Consider the following 14,845-nt stretch of genomic DNA (forward strand, 5'->3'; position numbering starts at 1 on the left):
GTAAGAATCTTAAAAACCACATGCCATAATTTGAAGGGCCATAAATGCGCTTACGGACTATGCCATGATTCCTGCAACCCCCGACGGTCTGCAAACCGTCTCTGACGCCGCCGGTCATCCGCTCTACCGCCAGATCTATGAGCGGTTCCGGGGCGCCATCGCCGAGGGCACCCTCAAACCCGGCGACCGCATCCCATCGGCACGCGCGCTAGCCAAGGAAATCGGCGTGGCGCGCGGCACCATCGAGGTCGCCTATTCGCTGCTGGCGTCCGAGGGCTACATCCAGGCGCGCGGCCAGGCCGGCACCGTGGTCGCTCCCAACCTGCAACCGGTTGCGCGCTCCGCGCCCGCCGCAAAGGCCCGGCCCGCTGAGGCGCCGGAAGACGGCTGGCAACGTCCGGCCGCACCGTTGCCTTTTCAGATGGGGCTGCCCGCGCTCGACGCCTTTCCGCGCAAGATCTGGGCGCGTCTGGGCGCGCGCCATCTGCGCGGCATGCAGCCGCCGGACCTTGCATACCCCGATCCCTCGGGCTTGCTCGCGCTCAGGACCGCGACGGCCGCCTACCTGCAGGTGGCGCGCGGCATCCAGTGCACGCCCAGCCAGGTGTTCATCACGTCGGGCTACAACAACACCCTGCAGCTCATCATGCAGGCGTTGTTCAAGCCCGGCGATTCGGTCTGGGTGGAAGACCCCGGCTATCCGCCCACGCGGGCGCTGCTGGCGCAGGCAAGGATGCAGGCAGTGCCGGTGCGGGTGGACGGGGAAGGGCTGGTCGTGGAGGCGGGCATTGCGCAGGAGCCGCGGGCCAGGGCGGCGGTCGTGACGCCCGCGCACCAAAGTCCGCTATGCCTGTCGCTTTCGCTGCCGCGGCGCCAGGCGCTGCTGGACTGGGCTGAACGCAGCAGCGCGTGGATCGTGGAGGACGATTACGACGGCGAATACCGCTACGTCGGCCGTCCGCTGCCGGCCCTGAAAAGCCTGGACCGCCAGGGTCGCGTGCTGTATTCGGGCACCTTCAGCAAGGTGCTGTTTCCCGGCATGCGGCTCGCCTACCTGGTGGTGCCCGAGGAGCAGGCGCCGCGCTTCGAGCGTCTGTGCATGCTGCTGGCGGGCGGCGCGCCGGCGTTGACGCAGGCCGTGCTGGCCTCGTTCATCAACGAAGGACACTTCGCGCGCCATATCCAGCGCATGCGCCGGCTGTACAGCGAACGGCGCGAGGCCACGGCCGCGGCGCTGTCCAGCGTGCTGGGCAACCGGTTGCGCATCGATCCGCAGCCGGGCGGCATGCACCTGGTGGCGCGGCTGGACGGCCATCAGACCGATCGCGAACTTGCGGCGCGCATGCTGCGGCAGGGCCTGTACGCCCATGCCTTGTCGCACTGGTCGGCGGCGCCGGACGCACGCGCCGGCCTGCTCATGAGCTTCACCAATATCGTCTCGGCCGAGCAGGCGGAGCAACTGGCGCGCCGCATCCTGCAGCTCATGTGAGTCGCGGCAGGAGAGCGCCGGTCAGTTCAAGCCGGCCTTGTCCAGGCCATAGGCCTTGTCCGCGGACCCGGGCTCGGTGCGAAATGCGACGTTCAGCCGGTTCCAGCCATTGATGCCGACCACCAGGAAGGTCAGGTCCGACAGTTCGGTTTCCGTGAACTGCGCCCGCACGGCATCGTAGATCTCGTCCGGCACGCCGTGCGGCGGCAGCGTCGTAAGCGCCTCGGTCCATTCCAGCGCGGCGCGTTCGCGCGGCGAGAAAAGGGGCGATTCGCGCCAGATGGCGACGTGATGCAGGCGCAGCGCTCGCTCGCCCTTGATCGTGGCTTCCTTGACGTGCATGTCCAGGCAGAATCCGCAGCCGTTGATCTGCGAGGCACGGATATCGACCAGCGAGCCAAGCTCCTGGACCACAGGCGTCTTCTTCAGCGCCATGCTGAAGTCCAGATACTTCTTCGACAGGACTTCGGACACCTGGAAATAATTCAACCGTTGGCTCATGTTCAGACCTTTCTATTGCAATGGGATGGGGGAATGACCGGCAAATGATGGCGCCGATTGGCCTACCGCTGAAGTGCCAAGAACCCATTTTTGATATGGGCCATGATGCGTTGGGCGGTGCGCCCGCCAAGCGCCAATTCCTGACATTTATCCGATTGAATCCCGGCCGTGGCCCGGCTATAAGCTTGGTGCTGGGGCCTTTTATAAAATCGCCGCCCCGATTCCCCACGAAGCCCGAGCCCATGCCGCACCCATCCCCCCATGACGAACATGTCGACAGCAAGCCGGCCACCGGCGCGCGCGCCCAGACGGACCGAGGGTCCTGTCTTGAAGTGTTTCTGGTGTTCCTGCGCCTGGGCCTGACGTCCTTTGGCGGACCGGTCGCGCATCTGGGTTACTTCCGCACCGAATTTGTCGATCGGCGCCGATGGCTCGACGATTACACCTTTTCGGACCTGGTCGCGCTGTGCCAGTTTCTGCCGGGCCCGGCCAGCAGTCAGGTCGGCATGGCGATCGGCCTGCGCCGCGCCGGGTGGGCCGGCATGCTGGCCGCTTGGGTCGCCTTTACGCTGCCTTCGGCGCTCGCCCTGATCGGATTTGCGATGGGGCTTGCCCACTACGGCTGGCTTTCCGGGTCGGCGGCCATTCATGGGCTGAAAGTGGCGGCCGTGGCCATCGTTGCGCAGGCGGTTTGGGGAATGGGCCGTTCGCTGTGCCCGGACCGATCCCGCGCCGCGCTGGCGGTCGCCGCCGCATTACTCACGGTGGTGCTGCCGGCCGCGCTGGCGCAGATCGGCGCCGTGGTGCTGGGCGCGGTGATCGGTGCGGCCTTCCTGCAATTGCCGGCCCGTCCCGTCCTGTCCCACGCGCCTTCCGGCGTATCGCGCGCGGCGGGCGTGGCCTCGCTGGTGCTCTTTGCCGTGCTGATGGCGGGGCTGCCGCTCTGGGCGCTCATCTCCAGCGGCGCGCTGGCGGGCCAGATCGACGGCTTCTATCGCGCCGGCGCGCTGGTCTTTGGCGGCGGGCACGTGGTGCTGCCGCTGCTGGAGACGGCGTCGGTCTCCACCGGCATGGTGTCCAGCGCGGATTTCCTGGCCGGTTACGGTGCGGCCCAGGCCATGCCCGGGCCCTTGTTCACCTTCGCGGCCTTCCTGGGCGCGATGTCGTCCGGCCCCTTGTCCGGATGGGCGGGCGGCTTGCTGCTTCTCTGTGTCATCTTCGTGCCGGGCGCCTTGCTGCTTACCGCGGCGCTGCCGTTCTGGGACACGCTGCGGCGCCGGCCAGGTGTGCGCAACATGGTGGCCGGCGTCAATGCCAGCGTCGTCGGCATCCTGCTCGGCGCGCTGTATGACCCCGTCTGGACCAGCGCAATCCTGGGCAAGGCCGACTTTGGCCTCGCGCTGTTGCTGTTCGCGTTGCTGGTCTATGCCCGCTGGTCGCCGTTATGGGTGGTGCTGCTGGCGGCCGTCAGCGGCTGGTCGCTGGGCTGGCTGGTCTAACGCCCGGCCCCAGCCGACGGCTCGTCGTCACGACGTCACGACGTCCAGCGCGGCGGGCGTTTCTGCAGGAAGGCGTCGATGCCTTCGCACGCGTCCGCCTCCATCATGTTGCGGGCCATCACGTCGCCCGCGTAATCATAGGCATCGGCCAGGTCCATCTGCCGCTGCTTGTAGAACATCCGCTTGCCGTAACGCACGGCCGCCGGGCTCTTGGCCAGGATGTCGTCCACCAGCGTGCGCACCCGCGCATCCAATTCGCTCTCGGGCGCCGCCGCGTTGATCAGCCCCCAGTCCACAGCCTGGGAAGCATCGATAAAGCGCGCAGTCATCAGCATCTCGAAGGCGCGCTTGGCAGACACGTTGCGGGTCAGGGCCACTGCAGGCGTGGCGCAGAACAGACCGACATTGATGCCGGACACGGCGAACTTCGCCGTGTCGGCGGCCACCGCCAGATCGCAGCTCGCGACCAGTTGGCATCCCGCGGCGGTTGCAATGCCGCGCACCTTGGCAATCACCGGGACGGGCAGCGCCTGCAAGCCTTGCATGACGCTGCCGCATCGGGCAAAGAGCGCCCGGTAGTAATCAAGGCCCGGCTGGCTGCGCATCTCGCGCAAGTCATGGCCCGCGCAGAACGCGCGGCCGGCCGACTCCAGCACCACGCAGCGGACGTCGGCATCGCATGCCAGTGTGTCGATTTCCTGTTGCAACGCGGCCAGCATCGCCTCGGACAAGGCGTTGAACTGGGATGGGCGGTTCAGGCGCAGCGTGACGACGCCGCCTTCGGCGCTGCGCCGCAGCACCGGTTCGTCCGCGGGTTTTTCGATGGACATGTCGCCTCCAGGTGGTTGTTCCTGGATACTAGCGCACGCCCCGCGCCCACTGGCTCAGGAACCAGCGGCAAGGCGCCGGCCCAACGCCGGCGAGAGCAGCAGCAGCGGCGCCACGATGACCGCGCCGACCAGCGCCATGGCCGCCTGAGGCGCCATGCCGCTGTCCAGCAGCAGGGTGGCGATCACCGCCGACCCGCTCATCTGGAAGAGGCCATACACGGCGGCGGCAGTGCCCGCCCGGTCGGCAAAAGGCTCGAGCGCCAGGCTCAGCCCCGATCCCAGCGCCAGCGAGAATCCGACGGTAAACACCGTGACCGGCAGCATGAAGACCCAGGCCGACAGGGGCATCCACAGCCACGCGCTGACCTGCAGGACCGACGCCAGCAGGAGGGCGGCCATGCCGACGCGCACCATGGTGTAGCGGCCATGGCGCGCGATGAAGGCGGGCGCCAGGAAAAACGCCGCGATGTTGATGGTTGCATTCGCCCCAAACCATGCCGAAAAGCCCAGCTCGCTGTACCCAAGCTGCTCGACCAGCACGACGGGCGCAGCCGACACGAACACCAGGATCATCGCCATGCCCGCCATGCCGAAGCACGCAAAGTAGAGGAACCGTCCGCTGGTGACGATGGACGCATAGCGGGGCAGGCTGTACAGCGCGCCTGGCCGGTGCGCCAGCTTGGCCCGGGTTTCCTCGAAGCGCACGGCCAGCAGCGCCGCCAATGCCAGCGCGAACACCGTCATGAAGACGAACGTGCTGCGCCAGCCTGCATGCAGGGCCAGCACGCCGCCCACCATCGGCGCCAGCGCGGGCACGGAACATAGCGCGCCGTTCAGATAGCTGTAGACGCGCGCGCCGACGGCCGGGGTAAAGCAATCCCGCACGGCGGCAAACGCGACCAGCGATGCCGAACACGCGCCCAGGCCCTGGATGACGCGCGCCGCGTAAAACACCTCGAGGGACGTTGCCGACGCGCCCAGCGCCGAGCCTGCCAGATATGCCACGGCGCCGCACAGGGCCACGGGCCGGCGGCCATAGCGGTCGGCCAGCGGGCCGATCAGCACCTGGCCCACGCCCACCGCAAAAATGAACAGGGTGATGCTGGATTGCAAGGCGCCGATGGGCTCGCCAAACGCCAATGCCATGGCGGGCAGGGAAGGCAGGTAGATGTCGATGGCCATCGGCGTGAGCGTGACCAGTCCCATCAAAAGACCGATCAGCCAGCGCTGGCCTCGGGGCGTCAAGGCAGACTTCATACGAGGCTCTGGGCCCATTGCAGACCCGGGAAAACCCGACATTATCCATGATCGCCTCCGCCCGCGCAGGCGTAGAATGCCGTACCCATGAACCCGTCTGCCTTGCGCCCTCGCATCGTCATCCTGTATTGCACGCAGTGCCAATGGCTGCTGCGCGCGGGCTGGATGGCGCAGGAATTGCTTTCCACGTTTTCGACGGATCTGGGCGAGGTGGCGCTGCAGCCCGGCACCGGCGGGATTTTCCAGATCACCTACGACGGCGATCTGATCTGGGACCGCAAGCGCGACGGCGGCTTCCCCGACGCCAAGGTGCTGAAGCAGCGCGTGCGCGACCGCCTGGATCCGGGCCGCCCGCTTGGCCACATCGACGGCCACACCGCCGCGCCGGAAAGCTGACCCGGAACGCGTGCACGCATCGCTGAGCCGCATCGCTGACCGGGCAGCCAGGCAAAAAAAGGGTTCATCGCGCAATAGCGTGGAGGGATTTGGCAAGTTTTCGTACTCTTGATGGCAGGAATTTGCCATCAGGAGTGCGTGGAGATGCTGGATCGCAAGCTGCTGGAGTCGCTGGGGGGCTGGCAAGGCTATGTCGTCGAACGCGTGGAGTGGCCCGAGGGCGCTGGGCGCACGCTGTCGATCTATTTGAAGCCGACCGCCAAGGTGATGCTGTGCGAGCAGTGCGGCGCACGATGTCGCCAGGTCCATGAGACCACGGTGCGACGGGTTCGAGATCTGCCGTTATTTGAGTACCGGGTTGTTCTTCACGTGCCACGCCGGCGCTTGTTGTGTGAGCAATGCGGTGGCCCGCGCCTGGAGCGGCTTACTTGGCTGGGGCGTTACCAACGGGTGACGGATCGGCTTGCGGCGGCCTGCAGCCAATTGCTGCAATCGAGCAACGTGCAGGCGGTGGCTAGGTTCTTCGAGCTGGGTTGGCATACCGTCAAGACGCTGGACAAGGCCCGGCTCCGAGCATCAGTGCGCGAACCGGATTGGTCCAGGATCGAGTATTTAGCGATGGACGAGTTCGCCCTGCATAAAGGGCATCGGTACGCGACGGTAGTCGTCGATCCGATCAGCAGGCAGGTGCTGTGGATCGGCCCAGGACGCTCACGCGAGACGGCTCGGGCGTTCTTCGAGCAATTGCCGCGTGGGGTCGCCCAACGCATCAAGGCCGTTGCCATCGACATGACTACGGCCTACGAGTTAGAGATCCAGGCCCACTGCCCACAGGCGGAGATCGTCTATGACTTGTTCCATGTCGTGGCCAAGTACGGACGAGAGGTCATTGATCGGGTGCGCGTGGACCAGGCCAACCAACTGCGCCAGGATCGTCCCGCGCGCAGGGTCATCAAATCGAGCCGCTGGCTGCTATTGCGCAACCGCGACAAGCTAGACCGGCAGCAGGCCGTCCGACTCGACGAATTGCTGCACGCCAACCAGCCGCTGCTGACGGTCTATGTCCTGCGGGACGAACTCAAGCGGCTCTGGTTCTACCGAAGACCTGCCTGGGCAAAACAAGCCTGGCACCACTGGTGCGAGCAGGCTGAGCAAAGCGGAATAGCCCCCTTGAACACCTTCGCTCAGCGCCTGAAAGGCTATCTGCATGGCATCCTGGCCAGATGCCGACATCGTCTAAATACCAGCATCGTTGAGGGCATCAACAACACCATCAAGGTCATTAAGCGGCGCGCCTACGGTTACCGAGACCAGGAATACTTCTTCCTCAAAATCCGCGCGGCCTTCCCCGGTAATGCTCAATGAACCAAAAAAAGGCCGGTCCTTTTGAGACCGGCCAAAGCAGCACTACCCCGATTCTTGATTTGCGTCTACGCGGCAGACTCCGCGTGCCTGAGCGCTTCGCGCGCCTTGCGCTGGCGCAGCGCCGACACGGCCAGCAGGGCGATCAGCCCCACGCAGGCCAGGATGAAGCCCAGGCTGATGGGCCGCGTCACGAAGATCGACAGCTCACCGCGCGACAGCAGCAGGGCGCGGCGGAAATTCTCTTCCACCATGGGCCCGAGCACGAAGCCAAGCAGCAGCGGCGCCGGTTCGAACCGCAGCCGGATCAACGCGTAGCCCGCGGCGCCGAACAAGGTCACCATCCCCACGTCGAAGAGGTTGTTGTTCGTGCTGTACACCCCCACGCAGACGAAGAATAGTGCGGCAGGGAACAGATAGCGGAAGGGAACCGTCAACAGACGCACCCACATGCCGATGAGCGGCAGGTTCAGGAGCAGCAGCAGCACGTTGCCGACCCAGAAGCTGGCGATCAGCCCCCAGAACATGTCGGCGTGCTCGACCATCATCTGCGGACCCGGCTGGATGCCGTGAATGATCAGCGCGCCCAGCATCAGCGCCATGACGGGATCGCCAGGGATGCCCAGGCTCATCGTCGGGATGAAGCTGGTCTGCGTCGAAGCGCTGGTTGCGGCTTCCGGACCGGCGATGCCTTCGATGGCCCCGCGGCCAAAGCGGCGCGGTTCACGGGCAACCTTCTTTTCCGTGGCGTACGAGATGAACGACGCGATGGTCGGACCCGTGCCCGGCAGGATGCCGAACGCCGCACCGATCGCCGTACCGCGCACCAGCGCGCCGCGCGACTGCTTGATGTCGCCGGCTTCCGGACGCATGGACTTCATGCTCACCTTCGTCGAGGTGACCTTGCTGTCGCCGCCGATGCGATTGATGTTCTTCAGGAAATCCGCCACGCCGAACAGCCCCATGGCCAGCGCCACGATCTGCAGCCCGTCGGACAGTTCCAGAATGCCGAAGTGAAAGCGCATTGTGCCGGTGTTCACGTCCGTGCCCACCACGCCCAGCAGCAGGCCGACCACCACCATCGCCACGCCCTTGATCGCCGAACCCTTGGCCAGCGTTGCGCCGGCCAGCAGGCCCAGCATCATCATCGAGAAGTACTCGGCGGGACCGAACTTGAACGCGACGTCGACCAGCAGCGGCGAGAACAGGATCATTGCCAGGATGCCGACAGACGCGCCGCAGAACGACGAGAACATCAGCATGAAAAGGGCCGAGCCCGCCTTGCCGTTGCGCGCGAGCGGATTGCCGTCCAGGCAGGCCACCGCGTGCGACGCCGTGCCGGGCAGGTTCAACATGATCGACGTGATGCCGCCGCCGTACTGCGAGCCGTAGTAGATGCCGGACAGCATCACCAGCGCCGCGGTGGGCGTCATCGTGTAGGTCAGGGGCAGCAGAATCGAAATGGCGGCCAGCACGCCCATGCCCGGCAGCACGCCGATCAGGTTGCCCATGAACACGCCAAAGATGGCCCACATCAGGTTGTCCAGCGCGAAAGCGACCGAAAACCCGTGCATCAGGTTATTGAAGATTTCCATGGATCAACCCCAGCGGAACAACGGAAACTGCAGTTGCAGCGCCCAGGAGAACACGGCCACGCCAAGCACCGTGACGCCGGCGGCAAGGATGGCTGCGGAGCGCCAGGTATGCTGGCGGTCGCCCATGGCAGAGATGAAGACCAGCACGAACGTCGCCGGCACCAGGCCGCCGAACTTGCCGATGAGGATGAAGGAAAGCAGGCCGCCGATGATGCAGCCCCAGCCGCGCCACTCGGGCGGCGCGACTTCTTCGGCATCTTCCTCGGCGGCCACGGGCGAAGCCGCCATCTTGGCGATGGCCAAGCCAAGAAGCACCAGCAGCACGCCCAGAATGGCCGGGAACATGCCCGGGCCCATGCGGTCCAGGGTTCCCAATGTGTAGGTTGACGCCTGCGCGATGGCGCCCAGGCCCAGCACGATCATCGTGCCCGCAGCCCACGCCTCGCGCCGCACGGCGCTGCGTTTTGATTGCATGGTCTTTTCCTCCCGTTGTTGTGCTTTTGCCTGACTGAGGTCTGAACAAAAGCTGACACTGCAATGAATGCGGGAGTCTAAAAATCCAAACTTCCGTTCACCTTTCAAGGCGTGCGAAAGTTGCGCGCGGGTGTCGCGATAGCCACGAAAACGGGGGAAATCCCTAGGCTTTCTTGAAGGGAAATGCGCGCGTCAAGCGCCTGCGCGGCACGCGGGCCGCCCAGGCGCTGCAGGCCCGCGCGAGAGCCGTGCAGGGCGTTTACATGCCCAGGTCGGACAGGCTGGGATGATCGTCCGGACGGCGTCCCAGCGGCCAGTGAAATTTGCGGTCGGCTTCCTTGATGGGAAGGTCGTTGATGCTGGAATGGCGGTGGATCATCAAGCCGTCCTCGCCGAATTCCCAGTTCTCGTTGCCGTACGAGCGGAACCAGTTTCGCGAGTCGTCGCGCCACTCGTATGCATAGCGCACCGCGATGCGATTGCCGGTGTAGGCCCACAGTTCCTTGATCAACCGGTACTCAAGCTCGCGCGCCCATTTGCGCGAAAGAAATTCGCGCGCTTCGTCGCGGCCATGCACGAACTCGGCGCGGTTGCGCCAGCGGGTGTCCAGGCTGTAGGCCTGCGCAACTTTGTCCGCGTCGCGGGTGTTCCAGCCGTCTTCGGCCAGGCGCACTTTCAGGATGGCGCTTTCGAGCGTAAAGGGAGGAAGGGGCGGGCGGACTTCAGGGGACGATGTCATGGCGGGAGCCTCATGGTCGGGGGGGAGGGAATCAGGAAGAAACGTGAATGGGGTCAGGCGTTGGGCTGAAGAAGCGCTGCGGCCGCGCGCTCGGCGCTGTCCGTGATCGATGCGTCGCCCGTGACCATGGCCACGGCAATCGCGCCGTCGATCAGCACCAGCAACTGGCGCGCGCACTCCTCGGGCTGCGCCACGCCAGCCGCTTGCACCAGCGATTGCACATGCGCAAGCAGACGCTCCTTGTGGCGCTGCGCCACCGCGCGGATGGGGCTGTCCGGGTCGCCGATTTCGCCGGCGGCATTGATGAAGGCGCAGCCGTGAAAGCCTTCCGAGGCGAACCACTCGCGCAATGCATCGAAGATCGACAGCACGCGATCGCGCGGCGAGGCCGCGCGCGTCGTCGCATCGATGAACCACTGCATCCAGCGCTCGTCGCGGGCCGACAGTGCCGCAGCCACCAGGACTTCCTTGGTGCCGTAGTGCTTGTAGATGCTCTTGCGTGCCACGCCGGAGGTCTTGACGATGAGGTCCATGCCGGTGGCGTTGATGCCCCCGGCATAGATCAGGGACTCGGTGGCGCGCAACAATTTTTCCTGCACGTCGGCGCGGGGTTCGGTATGGGAATCGATATGAGCTTCAGTCATGGAGAATGATCGTTCTATCTGCAATGGGCAAATAGTAGAACGGTCATTCTCCAGCGTCAACGCGATTTTTCGGTCCCAGTTCCAAAAGCCAAACGCGCTCCCAGGGCGACGCCCCGCAATTTAGCTTGCTATTTCTGCCAAAAGTCTGCTAAAATCTTTTATCTATCGGCAAAATTATAAGAACAAGCCAGTAGTTTCGAATCCCGGCGACGCCTGCTCCTGAATGCTCCCCCGCACCCGCGGCATTCATGGCCCGCCTGAATCTGTGCGCAATGCTCGGCGGGGGAAGCCATGCGCCTGTCCAGGAGCATGCTTATGTCTCATCAATTGACTGCCAAGAAGGGAAGCTTCGAGATCCCCCCGTTGAATTGGAAGGCCCCCGAGTCCAACAAGCAGTCCGACCGGCACGACACGCCGTCCCACGCCGACACGCCCAAAAAGGCCGACGTCTCGCGCGTGAAGAACTAAGCCTGTAAGCCCGGACCCTGCTTTCACCCCAGGGTGCGTTGCTGGACTTGATCGCGCCCGTTCAATTTCGCCAGATAAAGCAGTTCGTCAGCGGCCCGAAAAAGGCCGCTGACGCTTTCTGCATGGCTCCACGAAATACACGCCACCCCAAAACTGGCCGTCAGCCCGAACGGGACGCCGGTCGCCGACGTGACTGAGCAGGTCCGGATGCGGTCTCGCATCCGCTGCGCCATCTCCATCGCCTGCTGTGCGCTACGCGTGCGGCAGAGCACCGCGAATTCCTCCCCGCCCACCCGCGCAACGACATCCGACTGACGCCACGTCGTGTGGCACAGCTGCGCCACGGCCTTGAGCGCCAGGTCGCCGCTGGCATGCCCGTGCGTGTCGTTGATGGTCTTGAAGTGGTCTATGTCGAACAGGATGAAAGCCAGTATCGGCTGGCTCTCGTCCCAATGCGCGCGCGCCGCCTCGAAGCGCTTTTCAAAGGCTCGCCGATTCAGCAGCCCGGTCAGATAGTCCGTTTCGGCGGAGTGCGCCAGATCCGCAATCAACCGGTCGCGCTCGGCTTCAAGCTGCTTCTGCGCGGCGGACTTTTCCTTGAGCACGCGCAGCGCATTGAACATGTCTTGCACTTCGCCATGATGATTGCCGTGCGCAATGTTGGCGGGCGCCGAGCCGCTGGCAATGGATCCGATGATGCGCGTGGCCTGCGCAAAGGGCTGTATCACGCGCGTGCGAAATTGCACCAGCGCCACGGCAAGGGCGGCCACCAGCAGCGCGGTGGCCGCCAGCGTCACGGCAAGCAGCCGCGCAGCGGCCATGCGATGCGCCTCGATATGGCGTCCCATCTCGTCCAGCAGCACGTCGCGAAATTCCGTGATGGCGCCCATCAGCGGCACATAGGCTGCCGCCAGCGCGGCGGTCGACACGGCCGGCTCGTCGGACTGGCGCGATGCCTGCCCGCGCACACGCGCCAGATAGGCCAGGCCGTCGCCGAAGTAGCGCTGCTGCATGCGGGCATAGACCTCGGAGGCCCGCACATCGGGCTGCGTCGCCATGCGGGCTTCAATGAGCGCGCGCAACTCGTCGATCCGGCCCAGGACGCGTTCAATGCGGAACTGCTCCTCGGCCGTCAGCTTCCGGTGACGGCTCAGCGCGGGCGTATAGGTGGATCCCAGCAGTCCTGCCTGTTCGCGCAGCTCGCTGGCAAGCAGCGCCAGCGTCAGCAAACTGGGTGCATTGGCTTCACTGCGCATGACGCATCCCGCGTTGGCGGCCAGGCTGGCCTGCCACTGCGGAATGATGCGAACCATGCCGCTGACCGCGTCCCACAACAATTGTCCCGACAGTTGATCGCGCGGCGTGGCGATGAGCTGGTCGATGTCCAGCCGCGCGCTGGCCAGCGCCTGGCGAATCTGCTGAATCTCGCCGCGCTTTGCGGCGCCGTCGGCGCCGGCATGCAGCGCCAGCAGCGCGTCAATCAGGGCGTCCGTGCGCGCGCGGGCCGCCGACAGAGAATCCATGACGTGCTGCGGCACGGGCAGGGCGGACCCCAGCGCTGCGTTCATGGGGCCGCGCTCCGCCGAGGCATGCTCCATGACGCGGATCGTCGCGCGCACCGACGAGAATGCCTGCCGCGCGTGCGCAGCCGCCCCATACGATCGCCAATTCTGATAGAGCAGGATGCCGGCAAGCACCGACACCAGCAACAGCACGCCGACGGCCAGCGCGATGAAATGACATTCCAGGGATTTTGGCGCGACGGCGGGGCGCAACATCTCGGCGTGCAGGTCCAGGCAAAGTGGAAGCTGCGCAGGATACTGTAATTGCCCCTTTGAAGACCCGGGTTTTGGCAGGAGATGGCTTATTTCAGTTTATGGGGGCAAGATTATTTCGTTCCAACGCAGTTAATTGCGTTTATCTGCGAAAACTTGCGCCATCGACTTTCGGGGCGCCGTGCCGCGTGCAGACAGGGCACGCGTGCCGGCGACCTGCCTCCTCGCATTCCCAGGCATCACGCCTCGTGCATCACCACCCGGTTGCGGCCCTGCTGTTTGGCCACATACAGCGCGGCATCGGCGGCACGGAACGCTTCGTCCACATCCGGCCCGCTCGATGGCCATTGCGCCACGCCGGCCGACACGGTGACGCGATTGTCGCCGTGCAGGGGGCGCTCGGCGATATGCGTGCGCAGCCGTTCGGCGACATGGACAGCTTCCCGCGCGGCCACGCCCGGCAACAGGATCAGGAACTCCTCGCCGCCGTTACGGCACAGCACGTCGGACGGGCGCGAGCACTCGCGCATGATCTGCGCCATGTCGCGAATCACCTCGTCGCCCACGTTGTGGCCGTAGGTATCGTTGATCCGCTTGAAATGGTCGATATCCAGCGCCACCACCGAAAAAGGCGTGCCCCCGGCCTGCATCTGGTCCACCGCATCCTGGGTGCCGCGGCGGTTGCGCAGGCCGGTCAACGGATCGGTGATGCTGGCCAGGTTCAGCTTGCCAATTTTGTCCTGCAGACTGGTGAAACTGGCGATCACGGCGCGCTTGAGGCGCTCTGCCTCGAAGTACCACGCCTTGACGGAATGCACTCGCTGCATCGCCTCGCTGACGTCCTGATGCTCCACGTTCGTCGCCAGTTGCGACAGCGGTAGCGAAATCATGCGGGCGCACCACCAGATGGCCAGCAGGAACGCCACCGCCAGCGGCGCGGCATAGCCCAACAGCGCCCAGATAAGGTCGTGGATCGGCTCCAATGTGACCTGAGCGGGGCGCTGCGCCACCACGCCCCAGCCGCTGATGGGCACCGGCGCATACCCGGCCAGCATATCCACGCCCTTGGTATTGATGACGCGCATTGCCCCGGCGTTGCCTTTGACCACCGATGCCACCACCGGATTGGACAACACTGTCTCGCCCACGCGAGAGGCATCGGTGTGATAGATAAGCTGGCCATCGCCATCGACCACGTACAGATACGATCCATCGTGGTAATGGTGATTGCCCAGCAGCTCATGCAAGGCGCTTTCATTGCGCAGGTAAATCGTGCCCCCCACGTACCCCAGGTACTGGCCGTCGTTCGAAAAGATGGGATGCGACACATTGACGAGCAGATTGCCCGCAACCGACACATAGGGCTTGCTGATCATGGGCTGGCGGGCCCGCAGGGCGGCGCGGCTGCCCGGACTGTCGATCTGCACGCCCAGAAAGCTCCGGAAGGTCTGCGTGGTCGCCAGTACAGTACCGTCCACCCCCACGACACCCACCGAATTGAAGCTATCGGTCTGTTGCTGCACGCGCATCACTTCGGCGGCAAGGCGATCTGGCGATCCCATCAGCTCGGGCATGTGCCGGGCGCTGTAGCCCAACTGCTGCTGTGCGGACCGCAGGAAGCTTGCCGCGCTTTCCGCCAGCTTCGTGGCGTAGACGCGGTTCGATTCGAGGGTGTTCTCGATCAACTGCTCACGCTGCACCAGATAGCTTGCATACAGGGCATTGGCCGTGGCCGCGATGGCGCTGAAGACGGTAAGCGCAAGCACAAGCCCGCGAAGATTGATTTGCATGGGGGTCTGGGACGGGCAGGGGACAA

The 14,845-nt window shown here is 65.0% G+C and carries 14 protein-coding genes; 5 read left to right on the forward strand and 9 right to left on the reverse strand.

Annotated features, from left to right (window positions below; genetic code table 11):
• Window positions 1-64: 64 nt before the first annotated feature.
• Window positions 65-1,489, forward strand: coding sequence for a PLP-dependent aminotransferase family protein (locus tag V6V88_RS13615; RefSeq protein WP_338619520.1), 1,425 nt, complete (start codon window positions 65-67; stop codon window positions 1,487-1,489).
• 21 nt (window positions 1,490-1,510) lie between these two features.
• On the opposite strand, the gene V6V88_RS13620 is transcribed toward V6V88_RS13615, so the two are convergent.
• The gene (locus V6V88_RS13620) at window positions 1,511-1,990 is read right to left on the reverse strand and encodes a carboxymuconolactone decarboxylase family protein (protein WP_056317802.1); all 480 of its coding nucleotides are present in this window, start codon (window positions 1,988-1,990) and stop codon (window positions 1,511-1,513) included.
• Between the two features lie 242 nt (window positions 1,991-2,232).
• On the opposite strand from V6V88_RS13620, the gene chrA reads away from it, so the two are divergent.
• Entirely contained in the window at window positions 2,233-3,489 is a 1,257-nt protein-coding gene (gene chrA / locus V6V88_RS13625; protein WP_056317803.1) for a chromate efflux transporter, read from the forward strand.
• A gap of 35 nt (window positions 3,490-3,524) precedes the next feature.
• Here the strand turns inward: chrA and V6V88_RS13630 are convergent, their stop codons facing one another.
• Window positions 3,525-4,319, reverse strand: a complete 795-nt coding sequence (locus V6V88_RS13630; RefSeq protein ID WP_338619521.1) for an enoyl-CoA hydratase — start codon at window positions 4,317-4,319, stop codon at window positions 3,525-3,527.
• Between the two features lie 54 nt (window positions 4,320-4,373).
• Window positions 4,374-5,576, reverse strand: coding sequence for a multidrug effflux MFS transporter (locus V6V88_RS13635; RefSeq protein ID WP_056317810.1), 1,203 nt, complete (start codon window positions 5,574-5,576; stop codon window positions 4,374-4,376).
• A gap of 87 nt (window positions 5,577-5,663) precedes the next feature.
• Here V6V88_RS13635 and V6V88_RS13640 point away from each other — a divergent pair, with 87 nt between their 5' ends.
• Together V6V88_RS13640 and V6V88_RS13645 are read left to right on the forward strand one after the other, a co-directional pair.
• Complete coding sequence (locus tag V6V88_RS13640; protein WP_056317812.1) at window positions 5,664-5,972, forward strand: SelT/SelW/SelH family protein; 309 nt, start codon at window positions 5,664-5,666, stop codon at window positions 5,970-5,972.
• A gap of 144 nt (window positions 5,973-6,116) precedes the next feature.
• On the forward strand, window positions 6,117-7,337 hold the full coding sequence (locus V6V88_RS13645) for an ISL3 family transposase (RefSeq protein WP_338615745.1): 1,221 nt from the start codon (window positions 6,117-6,119) through the stop codon (window positions 7,335-7,337).
• 65 nt (window positions 7,338-7,402) lie between these two features.
• Here V6V88_RS13645 and V6V88_RS13650 read toward each other — a convergent pair whose 3' ends face one another.
• From V6V88_RS13650 to V6V88_RS13665, 4 genes are all read right to left on the reverse strand, one after another.
• On the reverse strand, window positions 7,403-8,929 hold the full coding sequence (locus tag V6V88_RS13650) for a tripartite tricarboxylate transporter permease (protein ID WP_056317816.1): 1,527 nt from the start codon (window positions 8,927-8,929) through the stop codon (window positions 7,403-7,405).
• Window positions 8,930-8,932: 3 nt separating this feature from the next.
• Window positions 8,933-9,403 (reverse strand): tripartite tricarboxylate transporter TctB family protein, encoded by a 471-nt coding sequence (locus V6V88_RS13655; protein WP_056317818.1) that lies wholly within the window; start codon window positions 9,401-9,403, stop codon window positions 8,933-8,935.
• 259 nt (window positions 9,404-9,662) lie between these two features.
• On the reverse strand, window positions 9,663-10,142 hold the full coding sequence (locus tag V6V88_RS13660; RefSeq protein ID WP_152384443.1) for a nuclear transport factor 2 family protein: 480 nt from the start codon (window positions 10,140-10,142) through the stop codon (window positions 9,663-9,665).
• A 53-nt stretch (window positions 10,143-10,195) separates the two neighbouring features.
• On the reverse strand, window positions 10,196-10,786 hold the full coding sequence (locus V6V88_RS13665; RefSeq protein ID WP_223575522.1) for a TetR/AcrR family transcriptional regulator: 591 nt from the start codon (window positions 10,784-10,786) through the stop codon (window positions 10,196-10,198).
• A gap of 315 nt (window positions 10,787-11,101) precedes the next feature.
• Between V6V88_RS13665 and V6V88_RS13670 the strand changes: the two genes are divergently transcribed.
• Complete coding sequence (locus V6V88_RS13670) at window positions 11,102-11,254, forward strand: hypothetical protein (protein ID WP_338619522.1); 153 nt, start codon at window positions 11,102-11,104, stop codon at window positions 11,252-11,254.
• A 23-nt stretch (window positions 11,255-11,277) separates the two neighbouring features.
• Here V6V88_RS13670 and V6V88_RS13675 read toward each other — a convergent pair whose 3' ends face one another.
• Both V6V88_RS13675 and V6V88_RS13680 read right to left on the reverse strand, forming a co-directional pair.
• Window positions 11,278-13,032 carry a GGDEF domain-containing protein gene (locus V6V88_RS13675; protein ID WP_338619524.1) on the reverse strand — a complete coding sequence of 585 codons (1,755 nt, stop codon included), beginning with the start codon at window positions 13,030-13,032 and terminating at the stop codon, window positions 11,278-11,280.
• Between the two features lie 236 nt (window positions 13,033-13,268).
• The gene (locus tag V6V88_RS13680) at window positions 13,269-14,819 is read right to left on the reverse strand and encodes a sensor domain-containing diguanylate cyclase (RefSeq protein ID WP_056317825.1); all 1,551 of its coding nucleotides are present in this window, start codon (window positions 14,817-14,819) and stop codon (window positions 13,269-13,271) included.
• Window positions 14,820-14,845 lie beyond the last annotated feature (26 nt).

The sequence above is a fragment of the Achromobacter sp. E1 genome (assembly GCF_037039475.1).
Classification (GTDB): Bacteria; Pseudomonadota; Gammaproteobacteria; order Burkholderiales; family Burkholderiaceae_B; genus Achromobacter; species Achromobacter mucicolens.